Origin of the sequence: Rheinheimera hassiensis (assembly GCF_022436675.1) — a bacterium.
GTDB classification, from domain to species: Bacteria; Pseudomonadota; Gammaproteobacteria; order Enterobacterales; family Alteromonadaceae; genus Alishewanella; species Alishewanella hassiensis.
The window spans coordinates 22,212-40,873 of record NZ_JAKUJZ010000003.1 but is presented as its reverse complement, the minus strand read 5'-3'; the positions used below and the strand labels follow the sequence as shown (position 1 = coordinate 40,873).

17 protein-coding genes are annotated in these 18,662 nt (G+C 48.9%); 12 read left to right on the top strand and 5 right to left on the bottom strand.

What is annotated here, in order from left to right; all coding sequences use genetic code 11:
- Positions 1 to 25: 25 nt before the first annotated feature.
- A complete protein-coding gene (gene bepA, locus MJX74_RS06010) occupies positions 26 to 1,471 on the bottom strand; it encodes a beta-barrel assembly-enhancing protease (protein ID WP_240221687.1) in 1,446 nt (481 codons plus the stop codon).
- Between the two features lie 206 nt (positions 1,472 to 1,677).
- Here bepA and MJX74_RS06005 point away from each other — a divergent pair, with 206 nt between their 5' ends.
- Positions 1,678 to 2,766, top strand: a complete 1,089-nt coding sequence (locus MJX74_RS06005) for an AI-2E family transporter (protein ID WP_240221685.1) — start codon at positions 1,678 to 1,680, stop codon at positions 2,764 to 2,766.
- Between the two features lie 7 nt (positions 2,767 to 2,773).
- Here MJX74_RS06005 and MJX74_RS06000 read toward each other — a convergent pair whose 3' ends face one another.
- From MJX74_RS06000 to MJX74_RS05985, 4 genes are read right to left on the bottom strand one after another with little or no spacing between them, the layout of a single operon-like run.
- Positions 2,774 to 4,810 carry a TonB-dependent receptor family protein gene (locus tag MJX74_RS06000; RefSeq protein ID WP_240221683.1) on the bottom strand — a complete coding sequence of 679 codons (2,037 nt, stop codon included), beginning with the start codon at positions 4,808 to 4,810 and terminating at the stop codon, positions 2,774 to 2,776.
- A 4-nt stretch (positions 4,811 to 4,814) separates the two neighbouring features.
- The gene (locus MJX74_RS05995) at positions 4,815 to 5,921 is read right to left on the bottom strand and encodes a PQQ-dependent sugar dehydrogenase (protein ID WP_240221681.1); all 1,107 of its coding nucleotides are present in this window, start codon (positions 5,919 to 5,921) and stop codon (positions 4,815 to 4,817) included.
- 15 nt (positions 5,922 to 5,936) lie between these two features.
- Positions 5,937 to 6,401, bottom strand: coding sequence for a thioredoxin-dependent thiol peroxidase (gene bcp, locus MJX74_RS05990; protein ID WP_240221679.1), 465 nt, complete (start codon positions 6,399 to 6,401; stop codon positions 5,937 to 5,939).
- Between the two features lie 13 nt (positions 6,402 to 6,414).
- Entirely contained in the window at positions 6,415 to 6,942 is a 528-nt protein-coding gene (locus MJX74_RS05985; protein ID WP_068235763.1) for a glycine cleavage system transcriptional repressor, read from the bottom strand.
- 179 nt (positions 6,943 to 7,121) lie between these two features.
- On the opposite strand from MJX74_RS05985, the gene dapA reads away from it, so the two are divergent.
- The 11 genes from dapA (at position 7,122) to MJX74_RS05930 (ending at position 18,662) form a co-directional block, all read left to right on the top strand.
- Positions 7,122 to 8,006: a 4-hydroxy-tetrahydrodipicolinate synthase gene (gene dapA / locus MJX74_RS05980; RefSeq protein ID WP_240221677.1), complete on the top strand. Its 885-nt coding sequence runs from the start codon at positions 7,122 to 7,124 to the stop codon at positions 8,004 to 8,006.
- A 30-nt stretch (positions 8,007 to 8,036) separates the two neighbouring features.
- Complete coding sequence (gene bamC, locus MJX74_RS05975) at positions 8,037 to 9,095, top strand: outer membrane protein assembly factor BamC (protein WP_240221675.1); 1,059 nt, start codon at positions 8,037 to 8,039, stop codon at positions 9,093 to 9,095.
- A 91-nt stretch (positions 9,096 to 9,186) separates the two neighbouring features.
- The gene (gene purC, locus MJX74_RS05970) at positions 9,187 to 9,903 is read left to right on the top strand and encodes a phosphoribosylaminoimidazolesuccinocarboxamide synthase (RefSeq protein WP_240221673.1); all 717 of its coding nucleotides are present in this window, start codon (positions 9,187 to 9,189) and stop codon (positions 9,901 to 9,903) included.
- A gap of 246 nt (positions 9,904 to 10,149) precedes the next feature.
- Positions 10,150 to 11,208 carry a DUF2066 domain-containing protein gene (locus MJX74_RS05965; protein WP_240221671.1) on the top strand — a complete coding sequence of 353 codons (1,059 nt, stop codon included), beginning with the start codon at positions 10,150 to 10,152 and terminating at the stop codon, positions 11,206 to 11,208.
- Complete coding sequence (hda, locus tag MJX74_RS05960) at positions 11,208 to 11,903, top strand: DnaA inactivator Hda (protein ID WP_240221669.1); 696 nt, start codon at positions 11,208 to 11,210, stop codon at positions 11,901 to 11,903. The genes MJX74_RS05965 and hda overlap by 1 nt, the downstream gene beginning before the upstream one ends.
- Before the next feature lie 124 nt (positions 11,904 to 12,027).
- Positions 12,028 to 13,008 (top strand): phenylalanine--tRNA ligase subunit alpha, encoded by a 981-nt coding sequence (pheS, locus tag MJX74_RS05955; RefSeq protein ID WP_068235781.1) that lies wholly within the window; start codon positions 12,028 to 12,030, stop codon positions 13,006 to 13,008.
- A 15-nt stretch (positions 13,009 to 13,023) separates the two neighbouring features.
- Complete coding sequence (pheT, locus tag MJX74_RS05950; RefSeq protein WP_240221667.1) at positions 13,024 to 15,411, top strand: phenylalanine--tRNA ligase subunit beta; 2,388 nt, start codon at positions 13,024 to 13,026, stop codon at positions 15,409 to 15,411.
- A gap of 2 nt (positions 15,412 to 15,413) precedes the next feature.
- Complete coding sequence (gene ihfA / locus MJX74_RS05945; protein WP_068235786.1) at positions 15,414 to 15,710, top strand: integration host factor subunit alpha; 297 nt, start codon at positions 15,414 to 15,416, stop codon at positions 15,708 to 15,710.
- A gap of 147 nt (positions 15,711 to 15,857) precedes the next feature.
- Positions 15,858 to 16,799, top strand: a complete 942-nt coding sequence (locus MJX74_RS05940; protein WP_240221665.1) for a YbgA family protein — start codon at positions 15,858 to 15,860, stop codon at positions 16,797 to 16,799.
- Between the two features lies 1 nt (position 16,800).
- A complete protein-coding gene (gene phrB / locus MJX74_RS05935; RefSeq protein WP_240221663.1) occupies positions 16,801 to 18,222 on the top strand; it encodes a deoxyribodipyrimidine photo-lyase in 1,422 nt (473 codons plus the stop codon).
- Positions 18,219 to 18,662, top strand: a complete 444-nt coding sequence (locus tag MJX74_RS05930; protein WP_240221661.1) for a nuclear transport factor 2 family protein — start codon at positions 18,219 to 18,221, stop codon at positions 18,660 to 18,662. Before phrB ends, MJX74_RS05930 begins: the two co-directional genes overlap by 4 nt.

Sequence of the window (18,662 nt, the reverse complement as noted above, 5' to 3'; positions counted from 1 at the left end):
TTCCTGTTACGGCAGGGCCTGAGCGTTACATACGCTGCAGGCGGTTAAATTCGGCCTGTAATTGTCTTTTCTTTGCTTCCAGCCGGCGGTTTTCCAGTTTTTGCTCCGGCTTAAGATGATTTAATGCTTCGTTAAGATCATCAATGGCTTTGGGGTAATTGGCTAACTGATAAGCCAAGTCGGCGTTCGCTTCATAAAATTTGCCAAAGTCGCCTAGTTCTTTGTACGCATCAGCCAGTAAATCGTAGGCCAGTATGTTGTCGTTTTTATAGAACAGCAGGCTTTTCAGTAAATGAATTGCCAGATGGTGGCCGCCGGATTTCATTGCCGCATTGGCGTAGTTTAACGTTACAACCTGATTATTTGGCCGCAGCAGATATTGCTGTTCCAGCATTTCAAGACACAGCTGGTACTCTTTTTGCTCAAGTAGAATGTCGGTGTACACATCAATGTAGTACAAATTATGTTCGTCTTTTTCCAGCAACTGCTCAATCAGTTTACGGGCTTGATCCAGTTTACCGGTATCCAGCAGTGTTATCGCTAAACCATACTGATTAGCTTTGGTATTGCCACCAGGTTCGCTGAGCATTTTACGAAATACCTGCCCAGCATCTTTTTTATTGTACTGATAACGCGCCAGTACCCGGGCTTTGCTCAGGGTAAAGTCCTGGCTGTCTGGAATAAAGCGTTGTGGAAATTGCTCTGCCCGCATCCGTGTATCACTTACCCGGCTTTGTGATAACGGGTGAGTTTGTAAAAAAGACAGCTGCTGGCTGAGAAAGCGGCTTTGCTCAGTCAGTTTGCGGAAAAAATTAGGCACCGCATAAGGATCAAAGCCGGCATCTGCCATAACCTGCATACCGATGCGGTCGGCTTCTTGCTCATTGCTGCGGGTAAAGTTTATTGAGCTTTGCTGCGCGGCGCCCTGAGTTGCCATCATGGCTGCCATGCCTGCTTCCGGGTTAACGGTTGCCAGCACGATGGCGCCTAACACACCGGCCAGAGTTAACGGTGCTTTCTGGCTTTGTGCTTCAACAAAACGGGCGATATGGCGCTGGGTTACGTGCACAATTTCGTGCGCCATTACAGACGCAAATTCACTTTCACTGTCGGCAACGGCCAGGGTGCCGGTATGTGACGCTATATTGCCGCCCAGCGTGGCAAAAGCATTAATGTTTCTGTCTTGCACCCAGTAAAACTTAAATGGAAAGCGCACATCGTTAGCCCGCGCCACCAAACGGTTACCCAGCGAGTTTATATATTCGTCAAGCAGCGGATCATACACCATGGGCAAACTGCCACGGGTTTGGCGCATCATCACATCGCCAAGCTGCTTTTCCTTATCAGGTGTAATGACGCTAAAGCCATTGCCGCCTAAATCGGGCAAATTGCTGGCAGCACACACTGAACTGAGCAGGCTGGCTGCAAACAGGCATGATGTTAAAGAGTTGGTTACTGCTGAAAATTTCATGATAACAACGCCCGGGCTCTTCTGTATGTCAGATCAACAATGCAGACTTTGTCTGCCTTTTTGCTGATTAGTTCCAGTGTTTGTGTCGTGCTAATTTACCATATATTTTGTCAGCTCAGCATGTTAACTGCCAAATTATCTGTGATCTCCGGTATACTCAAAACGCTACAGCAATCGTTTAACCCCCTGTAACACGGAGTAATAATATGCTGGACTGGCTGAAGAAATGGTACACCAATAAGTTTTCTGATCCTCAGGTGGTTACGTTATTCCTGCTATTACTGATTGGTTTTTTGACTATTTACTGGCTAAGCGGCATTTTGGCACCGGTATTGGTGGCTATTGCGTTTGCTTATCTGCTGGAGTGGCCGGTAGTGCGGCTTGGCAAACTGGGGTTGTCGCGTGGTGTCAGTACTATAGCGGTTGTAGCAGGCTTTTTGGGCCTGGCTACACTGATCCTGATGTGGATTATTCCTATTTTCTGGTACCAGGGCCGTAATTTACTGCGTGATTTACCGCAGATGATAGAGCAGGGCCAGGCCTACATGCTTGAGCTGCCAGAAAATTTTCCCGGTATTGTCAGCGTTGAGCAAATCAACATTTTAATGCATTCGGTTAATGAACGCGTGATGACATTTGGCCGCAATATGCTGGAGCTGTCGCTGGCTTCAATTGTTGATTTAGTCGCGCTACTGATTTATCTGGTATTGGTGCCGCTAATGGTGTTCTTTATGCTAAAAGACAAGGCACAACTAAGCTCCAGCTTTGTACAGTGGTTGCCAACCGAGCGTAAGCTTATTACGCAGGTATGGCATGAAATGAATACCCAAATCATGAATTATATTCGTGGCAAAATTCTTGAAATCCTGATTGTCGGTACAGTGAGTTATGCCGTGTTCGCGCTGTTCGGGCTTAATTATCCATTGTTACTGGGTGTGCTGGTGGGCTTGTCTGTATTAATTCCTTATGTTGGTGCGGCGGTGGTCACCTTGCCGGTAGCACTGGTAGCGTTTTTTCAGTGGGGCCCAACAGCCGAGTTTGGTTATCTGATGCTGGCGTATGGCATTATTCAGGCGCTGGACGGCAATTTGCTGGTGCCGTTGCTGTTTTCTGAAGCGGTAGATTTAAATCCGGTGTTTATTATTATTGCGGTACTGTTTTTTGGTGGCCTGTTTGGCTTTTGGGGTATTTTCTTTGCTATTCCGCTGGCCTCCTTGGTTAAAGCTACCGTTAATGCCTGGTCGACCAGAGTACATCCGTACTCTGAACCGACCAACTCGGAGCGGACCGATTAGCCTGAGGTTACCAGTTGTAGCCGATGCTGATACCGGCACTAAGCTGGCGACCCGGTGCTGGTTCAATGGCGCGGCCATTGCTCTGGTTTACAATAACTGAACCGACGTAATCTTTATCACTGACATTATCCAATACCAGCCAGTAAGCCAGATTAAGCTGTTGCCATTGCTGGCTATGGCGTGCGCTGAGTGAAAATGTCAGCGCTGACGGTGCGCTGTCGCTATTGGCATCATCAATATACACTTTGCTGCGATACTGGCTGTGCAGGGCAAATTCAGTGTTGTCTTGCCATGGCTGCACGGCCAGTTGCCAGTGTAGCTGGCTGTCAGCTATGCCTGGTAAGCGTTTGCCATCCAGCCCGGCATCGGCAAACTTAGCGGATAAATAACTGGCGTTCAGCTGCTGGCGTATATAAGCATTAGTTTGCCAGTTAAGTTGCAACTCAGCGCCGTGGCGCTCTGTTTTGGCGGCATTGCGGTAACTGGTTCTGCCACCATTGCTGCTGGCAACTAACAGCTCATTTTTGCTGTCAACGTTAAAATAGCTCAGGCTGGCACTCAGCCCCTCGCTTAGCCATTTAAAGCCGCTTTCCCATTGCCGGTTTTTGCTGGCATTTAGTGCCAGATTCACGCCGGTATCGTCTGTCTGGTACGCAATCTCTGCCAGGGTAGGGCTTTCAAAGCCGGTACCTGCGCTAACAAACCAGCTAAAACCCGCTGCAATGCGATAGCTTAAACCCAGTGCCAAAGCGTCGTTGTAAAACTGTTTAGCACCGCTGTCATCAGGGTTTTGCGGCATAATAAAGCGGTCGGCAATGCTGAGTTTTAACTCGCTGTAACGCCAGCCGCCCTGTACCTGCCATAAATCTGCCGGTTGCCAGTTAAAACGAACAAATACATCAGTATTGTCTGCGCTGTCGGTTTGATCGCGGCGCAAGTCGCCACGCTGGCCAAAGTTATTGACAAAACCCTGGCGTTCGTCGTCACTTTGTACCAGGCTGCCACCGGCGCGTATGCTGTAGTTATCGCCGTGTAGCAAGCGATAGCTGCCATTGATACCTTTAAACTTGCGTTGCAAAACCACTTCGCCCCCGGCAGAAGATAACGCACTGCCGGTAAAGGCCAGACGCTGGTTAATTTGTCTGTCGCCAAGCCAGCTACCGAGTTGCCAGCGGTCCGGATCATCATAGGCTGATAAACTCAGGCTAAGCTGGCGGTGGCGGCTGTTTTTTTCGGTATCGAATGTTTGTGCGGCACTATCGGTTTGCTGCGGGTTTTGTTGCCAGTTTGTCAGCGATAAACCCAGTGGGTCCTGCAGGGCAGGATCTCGGGCGTAATCCAGCCTTGCACTAAGACTAATGCTGTTTGCCAGCAGCGTTTTGTATAGCAGCTGCGCCTGTTGTTTTTCTGCGGCAGAGTGCGGCCGGTAACCGTCGGTACGAAACTGTTTTACCGCCGTGCTTAAGCTGTGCTCACCACTAACCCAGTCGGCCTGCAGCTGATACTGCCGGTGCTGCTCGCTGCCTGCCACGCTGGCGGTCACGGCGTTTTGTACCGGTGTGCGGCTGTATAGCGAAATGACGCCGCCAGAGGCATTACCATATAGTGCCGCCAGCGGGCCTTTTAGCACTTCTACCCGGGCTATGCTGTCTAGCAACACGCTGGATAGCTGGCCCTGACCATCGGGCGTAGACAGCGGAATACCATCTTGCTGCAAATGCAGGCCGCGAATGCCAAAAGCACTGCGACTGCCAAAACCACGGATACTAACCCGGGTGTCCTGGGCAAAATTGGCTCTGCTGTCTGCCTGCACTCCGCTGATGGCGCCAAATATTTGCGCGCTGTCGATAATAATACCTTGCTCTGGTAACGGGCTAAGCTCTACCGAAGCGGCACTGTCTAGCCAGGATTCAGACTGCGCGGAGGCACTTATCACAATAACTTCAGTTTCTTCAGCGCGTAAACTGTGGTTGAACAGGCATGGCAGAGCCAGCGCCAGCGCCGACAAAGCCGGTAGGCTGGCGGTAGATTTTACTTTGTTCACTGGATTATTTCGCCGGTGTTAAACGTAATAACTGACCGTCTGAGCTGTCAGTCAGTAAGTAAACTGCACCATCTGGCCCTTGTTCAACGTCACGGATGCGGTGGCCGATCATAATGCGCTCTTCGTGGCTGACTTTTTCACCATCAAGCTCCAGGCGCACCAACTGACCGAATTTCAGCGAGCCAACCAGCATATTATTTTTCCACTCACTAAACATATCGGCGGTGTAAAACATCAGGCCACTTGGTGCTATAGACGGTACCCAGTAATGCAGCGGCTGCTCAAGGCCACTCTGCTCTTTTTTACCAATCACGCCGCCGCCATATTCTTCGCCGTAGGTAATAACCGGCCAGCCGTAATTTTTACTTGGCTGGGCGATATTAATTTCATCACCGCCCTGAGGGCCGTGCTCGTGTGTCCACAGTGCACCTGTTTGTGGGTGCAGTGCTGCGCCCTGAATATTACGATGACCATACGACCAAACTTCCGGCTTGGCGTTGCTGTCTTTAATATAAGGGTTGTCTTTTGCCGGTGTACCATCGGTATTAATGCGGATCACTTTACCGATATGGTTGTCCAGTTTTTGTGCTTGATCGCGCTGGCTGCCGCGGTCTCCTGTGGTAATAAACAGCTCGCCGTTTTTGTCAAACACCAGGCGACTACCAAAGTGGTGGTTACTTTTATATTTAGGCTGCTGACTAAAAATAACTTTTACGTCGGTTAGTTTATCACCGCTAAGTTTGGCGCTGGCGACGGCTGTGCTATTGCTGTCAGTGCCGGGCTCACTGAAACTGAAATATATAGTGCTGTCGGTCGCAAAGTCGGGAGATAAGGCAACATCCAGTAAGCCGCCCTGGCCGCGGGCATCAACTTCCGGTAAACCCGCCAGCGGCGCACTTTTGTTACCTTCTGCGTCAACAACTATCATGCCGCCATTACGCTCGGTTACCAGGACTTTGCCGTCAGGCAGAAAAGCCATGCCCCAGGGGTGCTTAAGCCCAGAGGTAACACTGCTTACGGTTAGAGGCGTTTTCTCCGTTTTCAAATCATCAGCTTGTGCTGCCGGAGCTATTGCAAGGGCAATAAGTGCTGCCATTAAATGTTTTTGCATATGGTGCTCCTGTAGTTAGCTCAAGTAATTTAACACGACCTGGTGGTGATCTTTGGTCTTAAAGTTGTCAAAAACCTTTTCAACCTTACCGTCCTGAGCAATTAAGAAACTGATGCGGTGTAAACCGTCATACACTTTGCCCATAAATTTTTTCTCACCCCAAACGCCAAAGGCGTCGGCAATGTTATGATCTTCATCCGAAAGCAAAGTAAAGTTTAGCTGGTCACGTTGTGCAAACTTAGCCAGTTTAGCCGGTGCATCTGTACTGATACCCACCACGGTTACGCCTTTGGCTGCCAACTCTGCTTTACTGTCACGCAAAGCACAGGCTTGTACCGTGCAACCTGGCGTCATGGCTTTTGGATAAAAATACACTAACACCCGTTGTTGTTTTAACAGTGCAGATAGCTGTACCGGATTATTCTGCTGGTCTTGCAGGGTAAAATCAGGCGCGCTGGCGCCGACGCTTAAATATGTCATTAGGCACTCCATTTCAGGTTTGGGCATGAAAACTGCCGGTTAAATTCATTGTTTGCATTAACGCTGTAATGTCTGCTTTTATCTGTTCTGGCTGCTCGCCTTCAGGCAACTCCAGTGTCATAAGAGTATGCATTACGGCTTGATTGTTATCAGTGCCGGGGCGGCTTTCTGATTGCAGCGAACCAATATAAACCTGTCTGCTTGCCAGCAAACCGGTTATGGCGCCAAGGGTACCAACCCGGTCCGGGCCGGTGTATTCCAACACGTAATGCGCGGCCACCGGTTTTCTCTGATGGGCACTGGTACGTTTGGTCATGGTCGTCAGATCAAGCTCCAGCCCCAGGTTGGGTAATAAATGTTCAATACGACTTATGGCCGCCGGATCACCGGACAACAGCATAATAAAAGTAAATTCGCCGCCGAAAATAGCCATTCTGCTATCAATAATATTGCAATTGCAGTCGGTAACCAGACGCGCCAATTTACTAACAATACCGGTACGATCGGTGCCGATGGCGGTGACAACAAGTTGTTGCGGCATAATAAAACCCCGGGAGAAACATAAAAAAGACAAAGTAAAACAATGCGCGGCAGTGTAGCACAAGGCTGGAATATTTCATCCGTTTACACCAAGTTGCAATAAGCGTGGATCCATTCTTGTGTTTGCTGCTTGCTGTCTTTAACATAGGCGCCCTTAACGTAAAAAGGGTTGTGCTTTACATGTTTACAGGAAGCTGGGTTGCACTGATAACGCCAATGACTGCAGAAGGCGAAATTGACTACACAGGCTTAAGTGCGCTGGTTGATTTTCATTTGAAAAATGGCACTCAGGGCCTGGTAATAATGGGCACTACAGGTGAGGCGGCCACTATTAGTTTTAATGACCAACTGCAAGTCATTGCTGCGGTATGTAAACAAGTTAATGGTGCTATTGCCGTTATTGCCGGTAATGGTGCTAACGCCACCGCTGAAGCGGTAGAGCGCACCAAAGCCTTATCAGATTTGCCCATCGCTGGTTTTTTAACGGTAACGCCGTTTTACAATAAACCAATGCAAAAAGGCATGGTATTACATTTTAATGCTGTAGCGGCTGCCACAGATAAACCGGTATTGTTGTACAACGTACCCGGCCGTACCGGGGTAGATTTATTACCTGAAACCGTAGCCGAGCTGGCAAAGACAAAAAATATTGTTGGTATTAAAGAAGCCACGGGTTCAATGCAGCGCCTGACAGAGCTACAGCAATTATGCCCCGAAGATTTTGTACTGCTAAGTGGCGATGATGCATCGGCGGCTGAATTTATGCTGCAAGGTGGCCAAGGTGTGATTTCTGTTACCACCAATATAGCCCCACGTTTGATGGCGGACTTGTGTCAGGCAGCTACGCAGGGTAACCGGGCAGAAGCTGAGGCTATCGACAAAAAACTGCAGGCACTGCACCACGATTTATTTATTGAAGCTAACCCCATTCCAGCCAAGTGGGCTTTGCACAGAATGGGCTTGATAGGTTCGGACATGATGCGTTTACCATTAACGCAACTGGAACCAATTCATGCGGCGGTAATCGAACAGGCATTAAAGCAGGCTGGTATTGAGCTGTCATAATGCATAGCGTTATTTATTAGGAGTAGTTAAGTGCAATATTGGGCCAAAAGTAGTATTGCTGTCAGTGTTTTGCTGGCAGGTTGTTCCATGTTTGACGGCAGTCAGGGTGATGCCACAGCGCCACAGCGTAGCGTTGAGAGCATTAAAGTTCCGGCCGGATTACAACAACCCGCCAGACCCGGCCAGTTCGATATCCCGGCAACGGATGCCGCAGTGGCTGATGTGGAAATAAAAGCACCATCGCTGGTGCTGGCAACGGCGTCCAGCAGCCGCGTAGAAGAAGGCGAGCGCCTGGCGCGAGTCTGGTTTGACCGCAACGATTTTACCGGCGATCTTATTCCCTTTTTACAACACGCCTTAACCGCACAGTTCGCGGAACAGGGGGTATCCCTGCAACAAACAGACGAAAAAGGCCTGGAATATACTACCGGCTGGATAAAACGTTCAGATGAAACCGGCTTTTGGTTCTGGAAATCCACCTCTGAAACTGAACAGGCACGTTTTAAATTATTATTTGAACCGCGTCCGCACGGCCGCTCTGCCAGTTTAACGGTAACTATGCTGGAGCATGAGTATTTTGTTGCCGAAAATAAACTGGCTGGCCGCGAAGCGCATCGCCAGGAAGTAGCCTTGCTAAACCAGATTATTGACCGGGTAGGCAAAGAAGAAATTGCAGTTGCATTGGCCAACAAAGCCAAAGCGCCAGATGTTTCGGTAGAGCCGGGCCTGGATAGTGACGGTAATCCGGCACTGTTAAGTTCGCAATCGGTTGATGTGGTATGGTCACAGCTGGAAGCCGTATTTACGGCGTTAAATTTAACGGTAACCGATATGAACCGATCCTCGTTTACCTACTATCTGGACTATCAGAAACCGGAGCAGGGCTTTTGGAGCAGTATTTGGGGTAACGACGCGCCAATCCAGTTACCGTTACAGGAAGGTGAATACCAACTGGTGCTGAAGCGTAACAACAATGGTACCGCAATGACCATTCAAAATAGCAGTGGTGAGGCATTAAGTGCTGAGATGGTGCTGGCACTACATGATCCTTTTGTACAGGCTGTACGCCAGGCAATGGTTGAGCTTTAATTACACAGCAAACAGAAAAGGCAGTTGAATAAAGGGCAAAGATCTTTATACTCTGCGGCTGAATTTTTCGCTGCGCGGCTGGAGTTTTAGAATGGTTCAGAAGACAACCGAGTTGTACCGTGGTAAAGCTAAGACGGTATACAATACAACAGATCATAACTTGCTGGTGTTGCACTTTCGTAACGACACGTCAGCTTTTGACGGCGAGCGTATCGAACAGCTTGACCGTAAAGGGATGATTAACAACAAGTTCAACTATTTTATTATGCAAAAATTGCAGGACGCAGGCATTCCTACTCAGGTAGAACAGCTGTTGTCTGACGATGAAGTGCTGGTAAAAAAGCTGAACATGATCCCGGTTGAGTGTGTGGTGCGTAATTTTGCTGCCGGCTCTTTGGTGCGTCGTCTGGGGGTTGCTGAAGGTATAGCGTTAACGCCGCCAACCTTTGAGCTATTCCTGAAAAACGATGCTTTGCATGATCCTATGGTGAATGAGTCTCTGGCTGTCGCCTTTAACTGGGCCACTGAAGACCAGCTGGCAAAAATGAAACAGCTTACTTTTAAAGCTAATGAAGTGTTAGCCGCGCTGTTTGATGCTGCCGGCATGATGCTGGTAGATTTTAAGCTGGAATTTGGCGTTTTTAACGGCGAAATTGTGCTTGGCGATGAGTTTTCACCGGATGGTTGCCGTTTATGGGATAAGGCCACCCGTAAAAAGCTGGACAAAGACCGCTTTCGTCAGGGGTTAGGTGGTGTGGTAGAAGCCTATGAAGAAGTGGCTAACCGCCTTGGTGTTAAGCTGGATTAAAGACTACGTTCCCGATAAAGCCACCTTACGGTGGCTTTATTTTTTATAACACATTGAAACGGATTTGCTTTTGTCATTACACTGCAGCTATCGCATACATAAATAACGCAGTTTGATTATGCTGGAAATACAAAATATTAATTGGATTACCTGGGTAATGGGGCTGATACTGGCTGCCATTACGGTTGAATTTATCGGTGCCGGATTAAAAGGTATTTTCCCGGTATTGGCCTGAGGTTACACCTGATGAAACATTATTTTTCTATTGTCGCATTTTTGCTCGGCATGCTGTATCTGCAACCTGTTTTTGCTACCCAAATTGCTGATTTATATCAGGCAGATGTTGACTCAACAACATCAGGCAATGAATGGCAGCGTCAGGCGCTGGCGCAGGTGTTGGTGCGGGTTAGCGGTAAGGCTGAGGTTACAGAGCTACCACAGGTAAAAGCTGAGCTGGCAAAAGCAGCCGGCTATGTTAAGCAATTTGAAAACGTGCGCCAGGCTGGTGGTAACCGGATGCGGGTATTGCTTGATGCTGAAAAGGTTAACCAGTTGCTGCAGCAGCAAGGAATAGCAGTATGGGGCGCCTTACGCCCGGATACCTTAATCTGGCTGGTAGAGCAGAATGGCTCTGAACGTCAGTTTATCCGCCAGAGCAGCCACCCTGCTAATGCTGCTATGCAGCAGGCGTTTCGTCAAGCCGCACTGCCATTAACATTACCACTATACGATATGGATGATTTGCTCAGTTTATCTGAGACTGATGTCTGGGCTGGCTTTTGGCAACCTGTTGCACAGGCCAGTAGCCGTTACTCAGCTGATGTAGTGATAATAGCCAGTATTGAAAAGCAAAGTACTGACGGCAAAGAGCAGCTACGGCTTAACTGGCAGCGTCAGGCCGATGGCAAAACGTTGCGCGATGAAATTACCGCAGCTGACGAAACGGCATTAATGCAGCAGTTTGCTGTGGTGCTGGCGACTCAGCTTTCAGAGCGTTACGCCAGTGTGTTGTCAGCAGACGGCGGTGCGCAGTTTACGCTGCAGGTGCGCCAGCTTGGTAATCTGACCGACATTGTTCAGGTGCAACGTTTGTTGCAACAGGTGGTAGGTGTGTCGCAGGTTACTGTCAGCAGTTATCACGCAGGTATTGCGCACTATGCGGTTCAGGCCGCGATTTCCGCAGACGGTTTGCTTAACGCGTTACGCTTTAATAAGCAGTTACAGCTTGTACCGGCTAATGATGCTGTAGCACTGAATGAGCAACCGCTGCCAACGTTGGCGACATACCGCTATCTGAGGCCCTGATGCAGCCGTTGCAATACACGCTGGCGGTAACCTTGCCGGAAGATGAAACACTGGACAGTTTTTACGCTGCCGGGCAAACCGCTGCGGTAGCGTTTTTAAAAAACTATCTGCAAAAGCCGGCGAATCAAAGCCCGGTTTATCTGTTTGGTGCCAGTGGCAGTGGCAAGTCACATTTGCTATATGCCGCTTGTGTGCAGGCACAAGAGCAGGGCCTGACCAGCCAATTATTGACGCTGGATGACTGGCGTTTGTTAAGCCCGCGTTTGCTTGATGATTTAGAGCAACTTGATCTGGTGTGTCTGGATAATATTCAGGCGATTGCCGGTGAATTAAGTTGGCAGACGGCAGTGTTTGATTTATATAACCGCATGGCAGAGCAGGGTAAAGCGCTGATTATTGTTGGCAACGAAGCGCCGCAGCAACTTGGCCTGCAACTGGCCGATTTAGTCTCGCGCCTGCAGGCTTGTACCGGGTTTCAGCTGCGTTTGCTTACCGATGACGACAAGCACAAGCTGCTGCAACAAAAAGCCCGCCTGCGTGGTATGGAGCTGCCGGATGAGGTGGCGCGGTATTTATTGAATCATCAGGATCGTGATATCCGCGCTTTGGTGTCTATTCTGGATAAACTGGATAAAGCCACCATCGTGCATCAGCGTAAGCTGACAATTCCTTTTGTTAAAGAAATCCTCATTTAATCTGTAACATTATTTCAGCCTGCTTTTTAGAAAAAATGCCTTAACAGCCTGCGTTTAGCGGCAATTCTGGTGTATCATTGGCGGCTTTGACGCGATTTAACCCCTAGCTGCTTTGAGGACACGCATGAACCTAACAGCAATATTGGAAAACGCCTTACAGGCCGTTGCCGGCGCCGCAGATATTCCGGCACTGGAAACTATCCGGGTCGAGTTTCTTGGTAAAAAAGGCAGTATTACTGAATTATTGAAATCGCTGGGTGCGATGGACCCTGAGCAGCGCAAACAAGCCGGTGCTGAGATCAATGAGTTAAAACAGCAGGTGCAGGATGCATTAAATGCGCGCCGTGATTTGCTGCAAAATGCCCAACTGGCTGCCAAACTGGCACAAGAGCAAATTGATGTGACTCTGCCGGGCCGTATGCTGGAAACCGGTGGTTTACACCCCGTTACCCGCACTATTGAACGTATTTCTGCTTTTTTCGCTGAACTTGGCTTTGAAGTTAAACAGGGCCCTGAAATTGAAGATGACTTTCATAACTTTGATGCGCTGAATATTCCGGAGCATCACCCGGCACGGGCTGATCATGATACCTTTTATTTCAACCCAAAACTGATGCTGCGTACCCAAACGTCCGGTGTGCAAATCCGTACTATGGAGCAGCAACAGCCGCCACTGCGCATTATTTCGCCTGGCCGGGTATACCGTAACGACTACGATCAAACTCATACGCCGATGTTTCATCAGGTTGAAGGTTTAATGGTCGACACCAAAGTCAGCTTTACTGAGCTAAAAGGTATATTGCACGACTTTTTACATAACTTCTTTGAAGAAGACTTACAAATCCGTTTTCGGCCATCGTTTTTCCCGTTCACTGAGCCTTCAGCTGAAGTGGATGTAATGGGTAAAAATGGTAAATGGTTAGAAGTACTTGGCTGCGGTATGGTGCACCCCAATGTGTTGCGCTCTGTGGGTATTGATCCTGAAGTTTACAGCGGCTTTGCTTTTGGTATGGGCGTAGAGCGCCTGACCATGCTGCGCTACGGTGTGACCGACCTGCGTGCCTTCTTCGAAAACGATTTACGTTTTTTAAAACAGTTCAGATAAGCGGAGTTAATTTAGATGAAATTCAGTGAAGCCTGGTTACGCGAGTGGGTAAATCCAGCCATTGACACCAACACCTTATCTGAACAGCTGTCTATGGCAGGCCTGGAAGTTGACGGCATTGAAACCGTAGCCGGACAATTCAGTGGTGTAGTGGTGGGCGAAGTGGTTGAATGTGGCCAGCACCCGGATGCCGATAAGTTACAGGTAACCAAAGTCAATGTTGGCGGCAACGAGCTGCTTGATATTGTGTGTGGTGCAAAAAACTGCCGTAAAGGCTTAAAAGTGGCTGTGGCGACTGTGGGCGCCGTATTGCCGGGCGATTTTACCATTAAAGCTGCTAAGCTACGCGGTCAACCCTCAAATGGCATGTTGTGTTCATTATCTGAGCTTGGTATGGCGGATGACTCTGATGGCATTATCGAACTGCCGCACGATGCGCCGGTAGGGCAGAATATCCGCCAGTATCTGCAACTGGATGACCATATTATTGAAGTAGATTTAACACCAAACCGTGCCGACTGCTTAGGTATTAAAGGCCTGGCGCGTGAAGTTGGCGTGTTAAATAAGCAAGCCGTATGCGAGCCGCAAATTACCCCGGTTGCCGCTGCAATCAGCGATAAAAAAGGCATTACATTAAGTGCCCCGGATGCTTGCCCGCGTTATTTAGGCCGTATTGTACGTAATGTAAATGTACAGGCACCGAGCCCCTTGTGGCTGACTGAAAAACTGCGCCGTTGTGGCGTGCGCAGCATTGATGCGGTGGTTGATATTACCAACTTCGTGTTACTGGAGCTGGGCCACCCGATGCATGCCTTTGATCTGGCAAATATCGACGGTGACATCAACGTACGTTTGGCAACAGAGGGCGAAAAGCTGTTATTGCTGGATGAAAGCGAAGTCACGCTAAAAGCCAATACCCTGCTTATTGCCGATAACAGCAAAGCGCTGGCGATGGCCGGTGTGTTTGGTGGTTTGCACAGCGGTGTTACCGCGCAAACTAAAGATGTATTTTTAGAAAGCGCATTCTTTGCTCCGCTGGCCATTGCCGGTAAAGCCCGCCAATACGGTTTACACACTGATGCATCACACCGCTACGAGCGAGGCGTGGACCCGCAGTTACAACATACCGCGATGGAGCGGGCAACGGCGTTATTACTACAAATTTGTGGTGGCGAAGCCGGGCCTGTTGTTGAAGCGGTATCTGAGCAGCATTTACCTGCAGTTGCCAATATCAGCCTGACAGAAGCCAAGCTGGCGCGTATTTTGGGTATTAACATTGCTAAAGCTGAGGTAACGGCTATTTTTAGCCGGTTGGGCCTGAATGTAAGCGAAACCGCCGACGGCTGGCAGGTTAGTGTTCCGGGTTACCGCTTTGATATCAGCATTGCTGAAGATTTAATTGAAGAAGTCGCCCGGGTATATGGTTACAACAGTATTCCGAATGTCGCGCCACAGGCTGCACTGAAAATGCGCAGCTTTAACGAGGCAGAGCTGAATGTTCAGCGTTTGCGCACCGTGCTGGTAGACAGAGGGTATCAGGAAGCAATTACTTATAGCTTTGTTGATCCTAAAGTACAGCAGCAGCTGTTTCCACAGCAAACTGCACTGGTGTTGCCTAACCCCATTTCAGCCGACATGTCGGCTATGCGGTTAAACTTATGGCCGGGTTTGTTGCAAACGGTGCAATATAACCAGAATCGCCAGCAAAGCCGCATTCGTTTATTTGAGTATGGCCTTAAATTTATACCTGATGCGACAGCAGAAGGCGGTGTGCGCCAGGAAGCCGTGATCGGCGGTGTTATTGTTGGCTCTATGCATAACGAACACTGGAACATGGAAAGCCGTACTGCGGATTTCTATGATGTTAAAGGCGATGTTGAGGCGCTGTTAGCACAAACGTCAGCCACAGAGCAGTTCCGCTTTGTTACCGCTGAGCACAGTGCTCTGCATCCGGGGCAGACTGCCGCGATTTATCGTGGCGATGTGTTGGCCGGCTATGTAGGCGCACTGCACCCGGAGGCCGAGCGCAAACTTGGCATTAAAGGTAAAGCCTATCTGTTTGAACTTAATGTCGCTGCGCTTGGTCTGCGTGATATAGTGCAGGCACGTGAGCTGTCTAAGTACCCTGCCAACCGGCGCGATTTAGCGCTGGTAGTGAAATCAGAGGTGCGTTTTGCTGATATAGCTGCTACTATAAAAAAAGTTGGCGGAAATCAATTAGTTGACCTAAAATTGTTTGACGTGTACACAGGACCGGGTGTGGCAGAGGGTTTTAAATCGCTGGCCATTGCTCTGACCCTGCAGGATATAGCGCGTACCCTGGAAGATAAAGATATCCAACAGTTGGTAAATCAAGTAGTTAACGCGCTTGGTGAAGAGTTCAACGCAACGTTGAGGGATTAAGAATGGCGCTTACCAAAGCCGATTTAGCAGAACGTCTGTTTACAAAATTTGGTGTTAGCAAACGCGATGCCAAATTAATAGTGGAAGCTTTTTTTGAAGAGATCCGCGCAGCTCTGGAAGCGGGGGATCAGGTTAAGTTATCAGGCTTTGGCAATTTTGACTTACGGGTTAAAAATCAGCGCCCTGGCCGTAATCCAAAAACGGGTGAGGATATTCCTATCTCTGCCCGTTGTGTTGTGACTTTCCGGCCGGGACAAAAGCTAAAATCCCGTGTCGAGGTTGGCACCAGCAAAAAATAAGCTATTGTTATTGTGAATAACAAAGCGGCAAGTTGCGCAGGCAACTTGCCGTTTTTTTATGCATGTAACACTGCGCGGCTAAAATTTTCCGATCCAAATTGTTTTGCCTGCTGTAATTAATATTGGCTTGAATTAAACGGTAATATTATGACGATAAAAGTAGGGATCAGTGCCTGCGTGCTGGGTGATAAAGTACGCTACGATGGCGGACATAAAGCATCGGCTTTTTGTTTACAGCAACTGGCACCTTTAGTTGAATATGTAGCAATATGCCCGGAAATGGCTATTGGCATGGGCTCCCCGCGTCCGGCAATAAGGCTGCAATTAGACGACGGCCACAATGTTCATCTGGTGCAAAGTGATAATAGTACCATTGATCATACCGCAGCCATGCTGGACTTTACCGCGAAAAAGCTGCCTGAGTTAGCAGATCTTTGTGGTTATATCGTCTGTGCCAAATCACCCAGTTGTGGCATGGAGCGGGTAAGGTTATTTGATGCTGCAGGCCAGCAGCTTGGCAAGCTGGGTGTAGGCCTTTATACCCGCCAACTGATGCAGCACTATCCCTGGTTGCCGGTAGAAGAAGATGGCCGTTTATTTGATGCGGCACTAAAAGAAAATTTTATCTGCCGCGTATTTAGCTGCTACGACTATCAGCAGAGTATGCAAGACGGTTTTTCTGCCGGTAAGCTGGTCGCCTTTCACAGCCGTTATAAATTTCTTGTTATGGCGCATAGCCCGGTGGCATACCGCGAATTAGGCCGGCTGGTTGCCCAGGCTAAACTATTTTCAGCGCAGGAATTACAACAGCGTTATCTGCAGGATTTAATGCAGGCATTGAAAAATATCGCTACCCGTAAGCAACATACCAATGTGCTGCAGCATTTGCAGGGCTTTTTAAAACATGGTTTAACGGCAGCAGCAAAGCAAGAGCTGTCTGAGCTAATCCATCGCTACCGCCAGGGCTTTGTGCCGCTAATGGCACCACTGACTTTGTTGCAGCATCATTTAAAGCAATACCCTAATGCTTATATCAGCGCCCAGCGCTACTTTTCACCTTATCCGGAAAACCTTGGGCTGAGGGCCTGATATGCAGCAGTTAAATGTGGTGTGGTTACGCAACGATTTACGTAGTTTTGATAATGCAGTGCTTAGCAGTGCAACCGAAGATGCCGCCAGAACCGGTGCCGGGGTTATTGCTTTGTATATTGCCACGCCGAAAACCTGGCAATTACATGATATGGCGCCAATTAAGCAGGATCTTATTCGCCGGCGGGTTAAGCAACTACAACAAGAGCTGGCAACGCTTAATATCCCTTTATTAGCCTTAGAAGGCAGCAGTTACCAGCAAATACCCGCTGTGTTTAATCAGCTGGGGCAGCATTTTTTATTAAAAGTATTTGGGCAAAGTGAATATGAACTGCGCGAGCAGCAGCGTGATGCCGCGGTTGAGCAAGCTGTACTAGCGTTAAATGGCCAATTTATCCGCTTTGACACGCAGTGCATTATGCCTCCGGGCTCTGTGCGTACTCAGCAGGGTGATATCTACAAGGTGTTTACCCCGTTTAAGCGTAGCTGGCTGGCGCAGTTAAAGCAGCAAGGCGTCAACTGTTACGCCCGGCCTAAACCAGTGGTGCAAGTTGAGCTTAAGTTGCCGGATTTTCCGCCGTTAAAAGCCGGCGATAACAGCTCTGCAGAGTGGCCGGTAGCAGAGAGTGACGTATTGCAGCTAATGCGAGCCTTTTGCCGCGAGAAAGTGCAAGACTATCAAACAGCCCGCGATTTTCCAGCCATAGAAGGCACATCCAAACTGTCGGCTTATCTGGCAACAGGTGTTGTTTCTGCGGCGCAGTGCGTAGCACGTTTGCAACTGGAAGCCGCCGACAGCTGGCAGCAGGATAAAAGCGGTGCGGAAGTCTGGTTGTCTGAGCTTATCTGGCGTGAGTTTTATAAACACATTTTGCAGGCTTATCCCGATTTAATAAAACATCAGCCATTTCAGGCTGAAACCGCCGCTATTCGCTGGAGTAATAACCCTTCGCTGTTTAAAGCCTGGTGTGATGGTATGACCGGGTATCCGATTGTTGATGCGGCGATGCGCCAGTTAAACCAAACCGGCTGGATGCATAACCGCCTGCGCATGATCACCGCCAGCTTTCTGGTAAAAGATCTACACATCGACTGGCGCTGGGGCGAGCGATACTTTATGTCAAAGCTGATTGACGGTGACTTTGCGGCGAATAATGGCGGCTGGCAATGGGCCGCATCTACCGGTACCGATGCTGCGCCTTATTTTCGTATTTTTAATCCGGTCAGCCAGAGTGAAAAGTTTGATCCAAAGGGTGACTTTATCCGTTTCTATGTGCCACAGCTAAGTAAGCTGCAAGGTAAAGCTGTACATTGGCCACATGGGGCTGGGATTACTAACGATTATCCGGCGCCGGTTGTTGATCACGGTGCAGCACGTAAACACACATTAGCGCTTTTTGCAGAGGTAAAGAAAAAAGCATGAATACTGCAGCAGCTCCACGCTTTGAACAATTTCTGGCGTTTTATAATGGTTTGTCCAGCCAGAATATGCAGAAATTGCAGCAGTTGTATCATGCTGACGTCAACTTTATTGACCCGGTACATGAGCTACATGGCCGCAGCGCGCTGACAGAGTATTTTGATCATGCCTACGCCCGTTTGCAGCACTGCGAATTTACTGGCTTACAGCAAATGGAGCAGGGTGAGCATGGGTTTCTCAGCTGGCAAATGCAGTTTAGCCACCCGGCAATTGGTAAAGGTAAAACCATAATAGTACACGGTTGCAGTGTATTGCGCTGGCAGGACGGGCTGATTGTTTATCACCGAGATTACTACGATTTAAGCGAAATGGTATACCGGCACTTACCGGTTATTGGCTGGTTAACCACTAAAGTAAAACAACGTATGGCCAACGGGCAGTAA

Coding starts and splice junctions, on each gene's coding strand:
- dapA (WP_240221677.1), top strand. CDS start 7,122: ATGTTTACAGGAAGCTGGGTTGCACTGATAACGCCAATGACTGCAGAA.
- pheT (WP_240221667.1), top strand. CDS start 13,024: ATGAAATTCAGTGAAGCCTGGTTACGCGAGTGGGTAAATCCAGCCATT.
- MJX74_RS05995 (WP_240221681.1), bottom strand. CDS start 5,921: ATGCAAAAACATTTAATGGCAGCACTTATTGCCCTTGCAATAGCTCCG.
- phrB (WP_240221663.1), top strand. CDS start 16,801: ATGCAGCAGTTAAATGTGGTGTGGTTACGCAACGATTTACGTAGTTTT.
- MJX74_RS05985 (WP_068235763.1), bottom strand. CDS start 6,942: ATGCCGCAACAACTTGTTGTCACCGCCATCGGCACCGATCGTACCGGT.
- MJX74_RS06005 (WP_240221685.1), top strand. CDS start 1,678: ATGCTGGACTGGCTGAAGAAATGGTACACCAATAAGTTTTCTGATCCT.
- bepA (WP_240221687.1), bottom strand. CDS start 1,471: ATGAAATTTTCAGCAGTAACCAACTCTTTAACATCATGCCTGTTTGCA.
- hda (WP_240221669.1), top strand. CDS start 11,208: ATGCAGCCGTTGCAATACACGCTGGCGGTAACCTTGCCGGAAGATGAA.
- pheS (WP_068235781.1), top strand. CDS start 12,028: ATGAACCTAACAGCAATATTGGAAAACGCCTTACAGGCCGTTGCCGGC.
- ihfA (WP_068235786.1), top strand. CDS start 15,414: ATGGCGCTTACCAAAGCCGATTTAGCAGAACGTCTGTTTACAAAATTT.
- bcp (WP_240221679.1), bottom strand. CDS start 6,401: ATGACATATTTAAGCGTCGGCGCCAGCGCGCCTGATTTTACCCTGCAA.
- MJX74_RS05965 (WP_240221671.1), top strand. CDS start 10,150: ATGAAACATTATTTTTCTATTGTCGCATTTTTGCTCGGCATGCTGTAT.
- MJX74_RS05940 (WP_240221665.1), top strand. CDS start 15,858: ATGACGATAAAAGTAGGGATCAGTGCCTGCGTGCTGGGTGATAAAGTA.
- MJX74_RS05930 (WP_240221661.1), top strand. CDS start 18,219: ATGAATACTGCAGCAGCTCCACGCTTTGAACAATTTCTGGCGTTTTAT.
- purC (WP_240221673.1), top strand. CDS start 9,187: ATGGTTCAGAAGACAACCGAGTTGTACCGTGGTAAAGCTAAGACGGTA.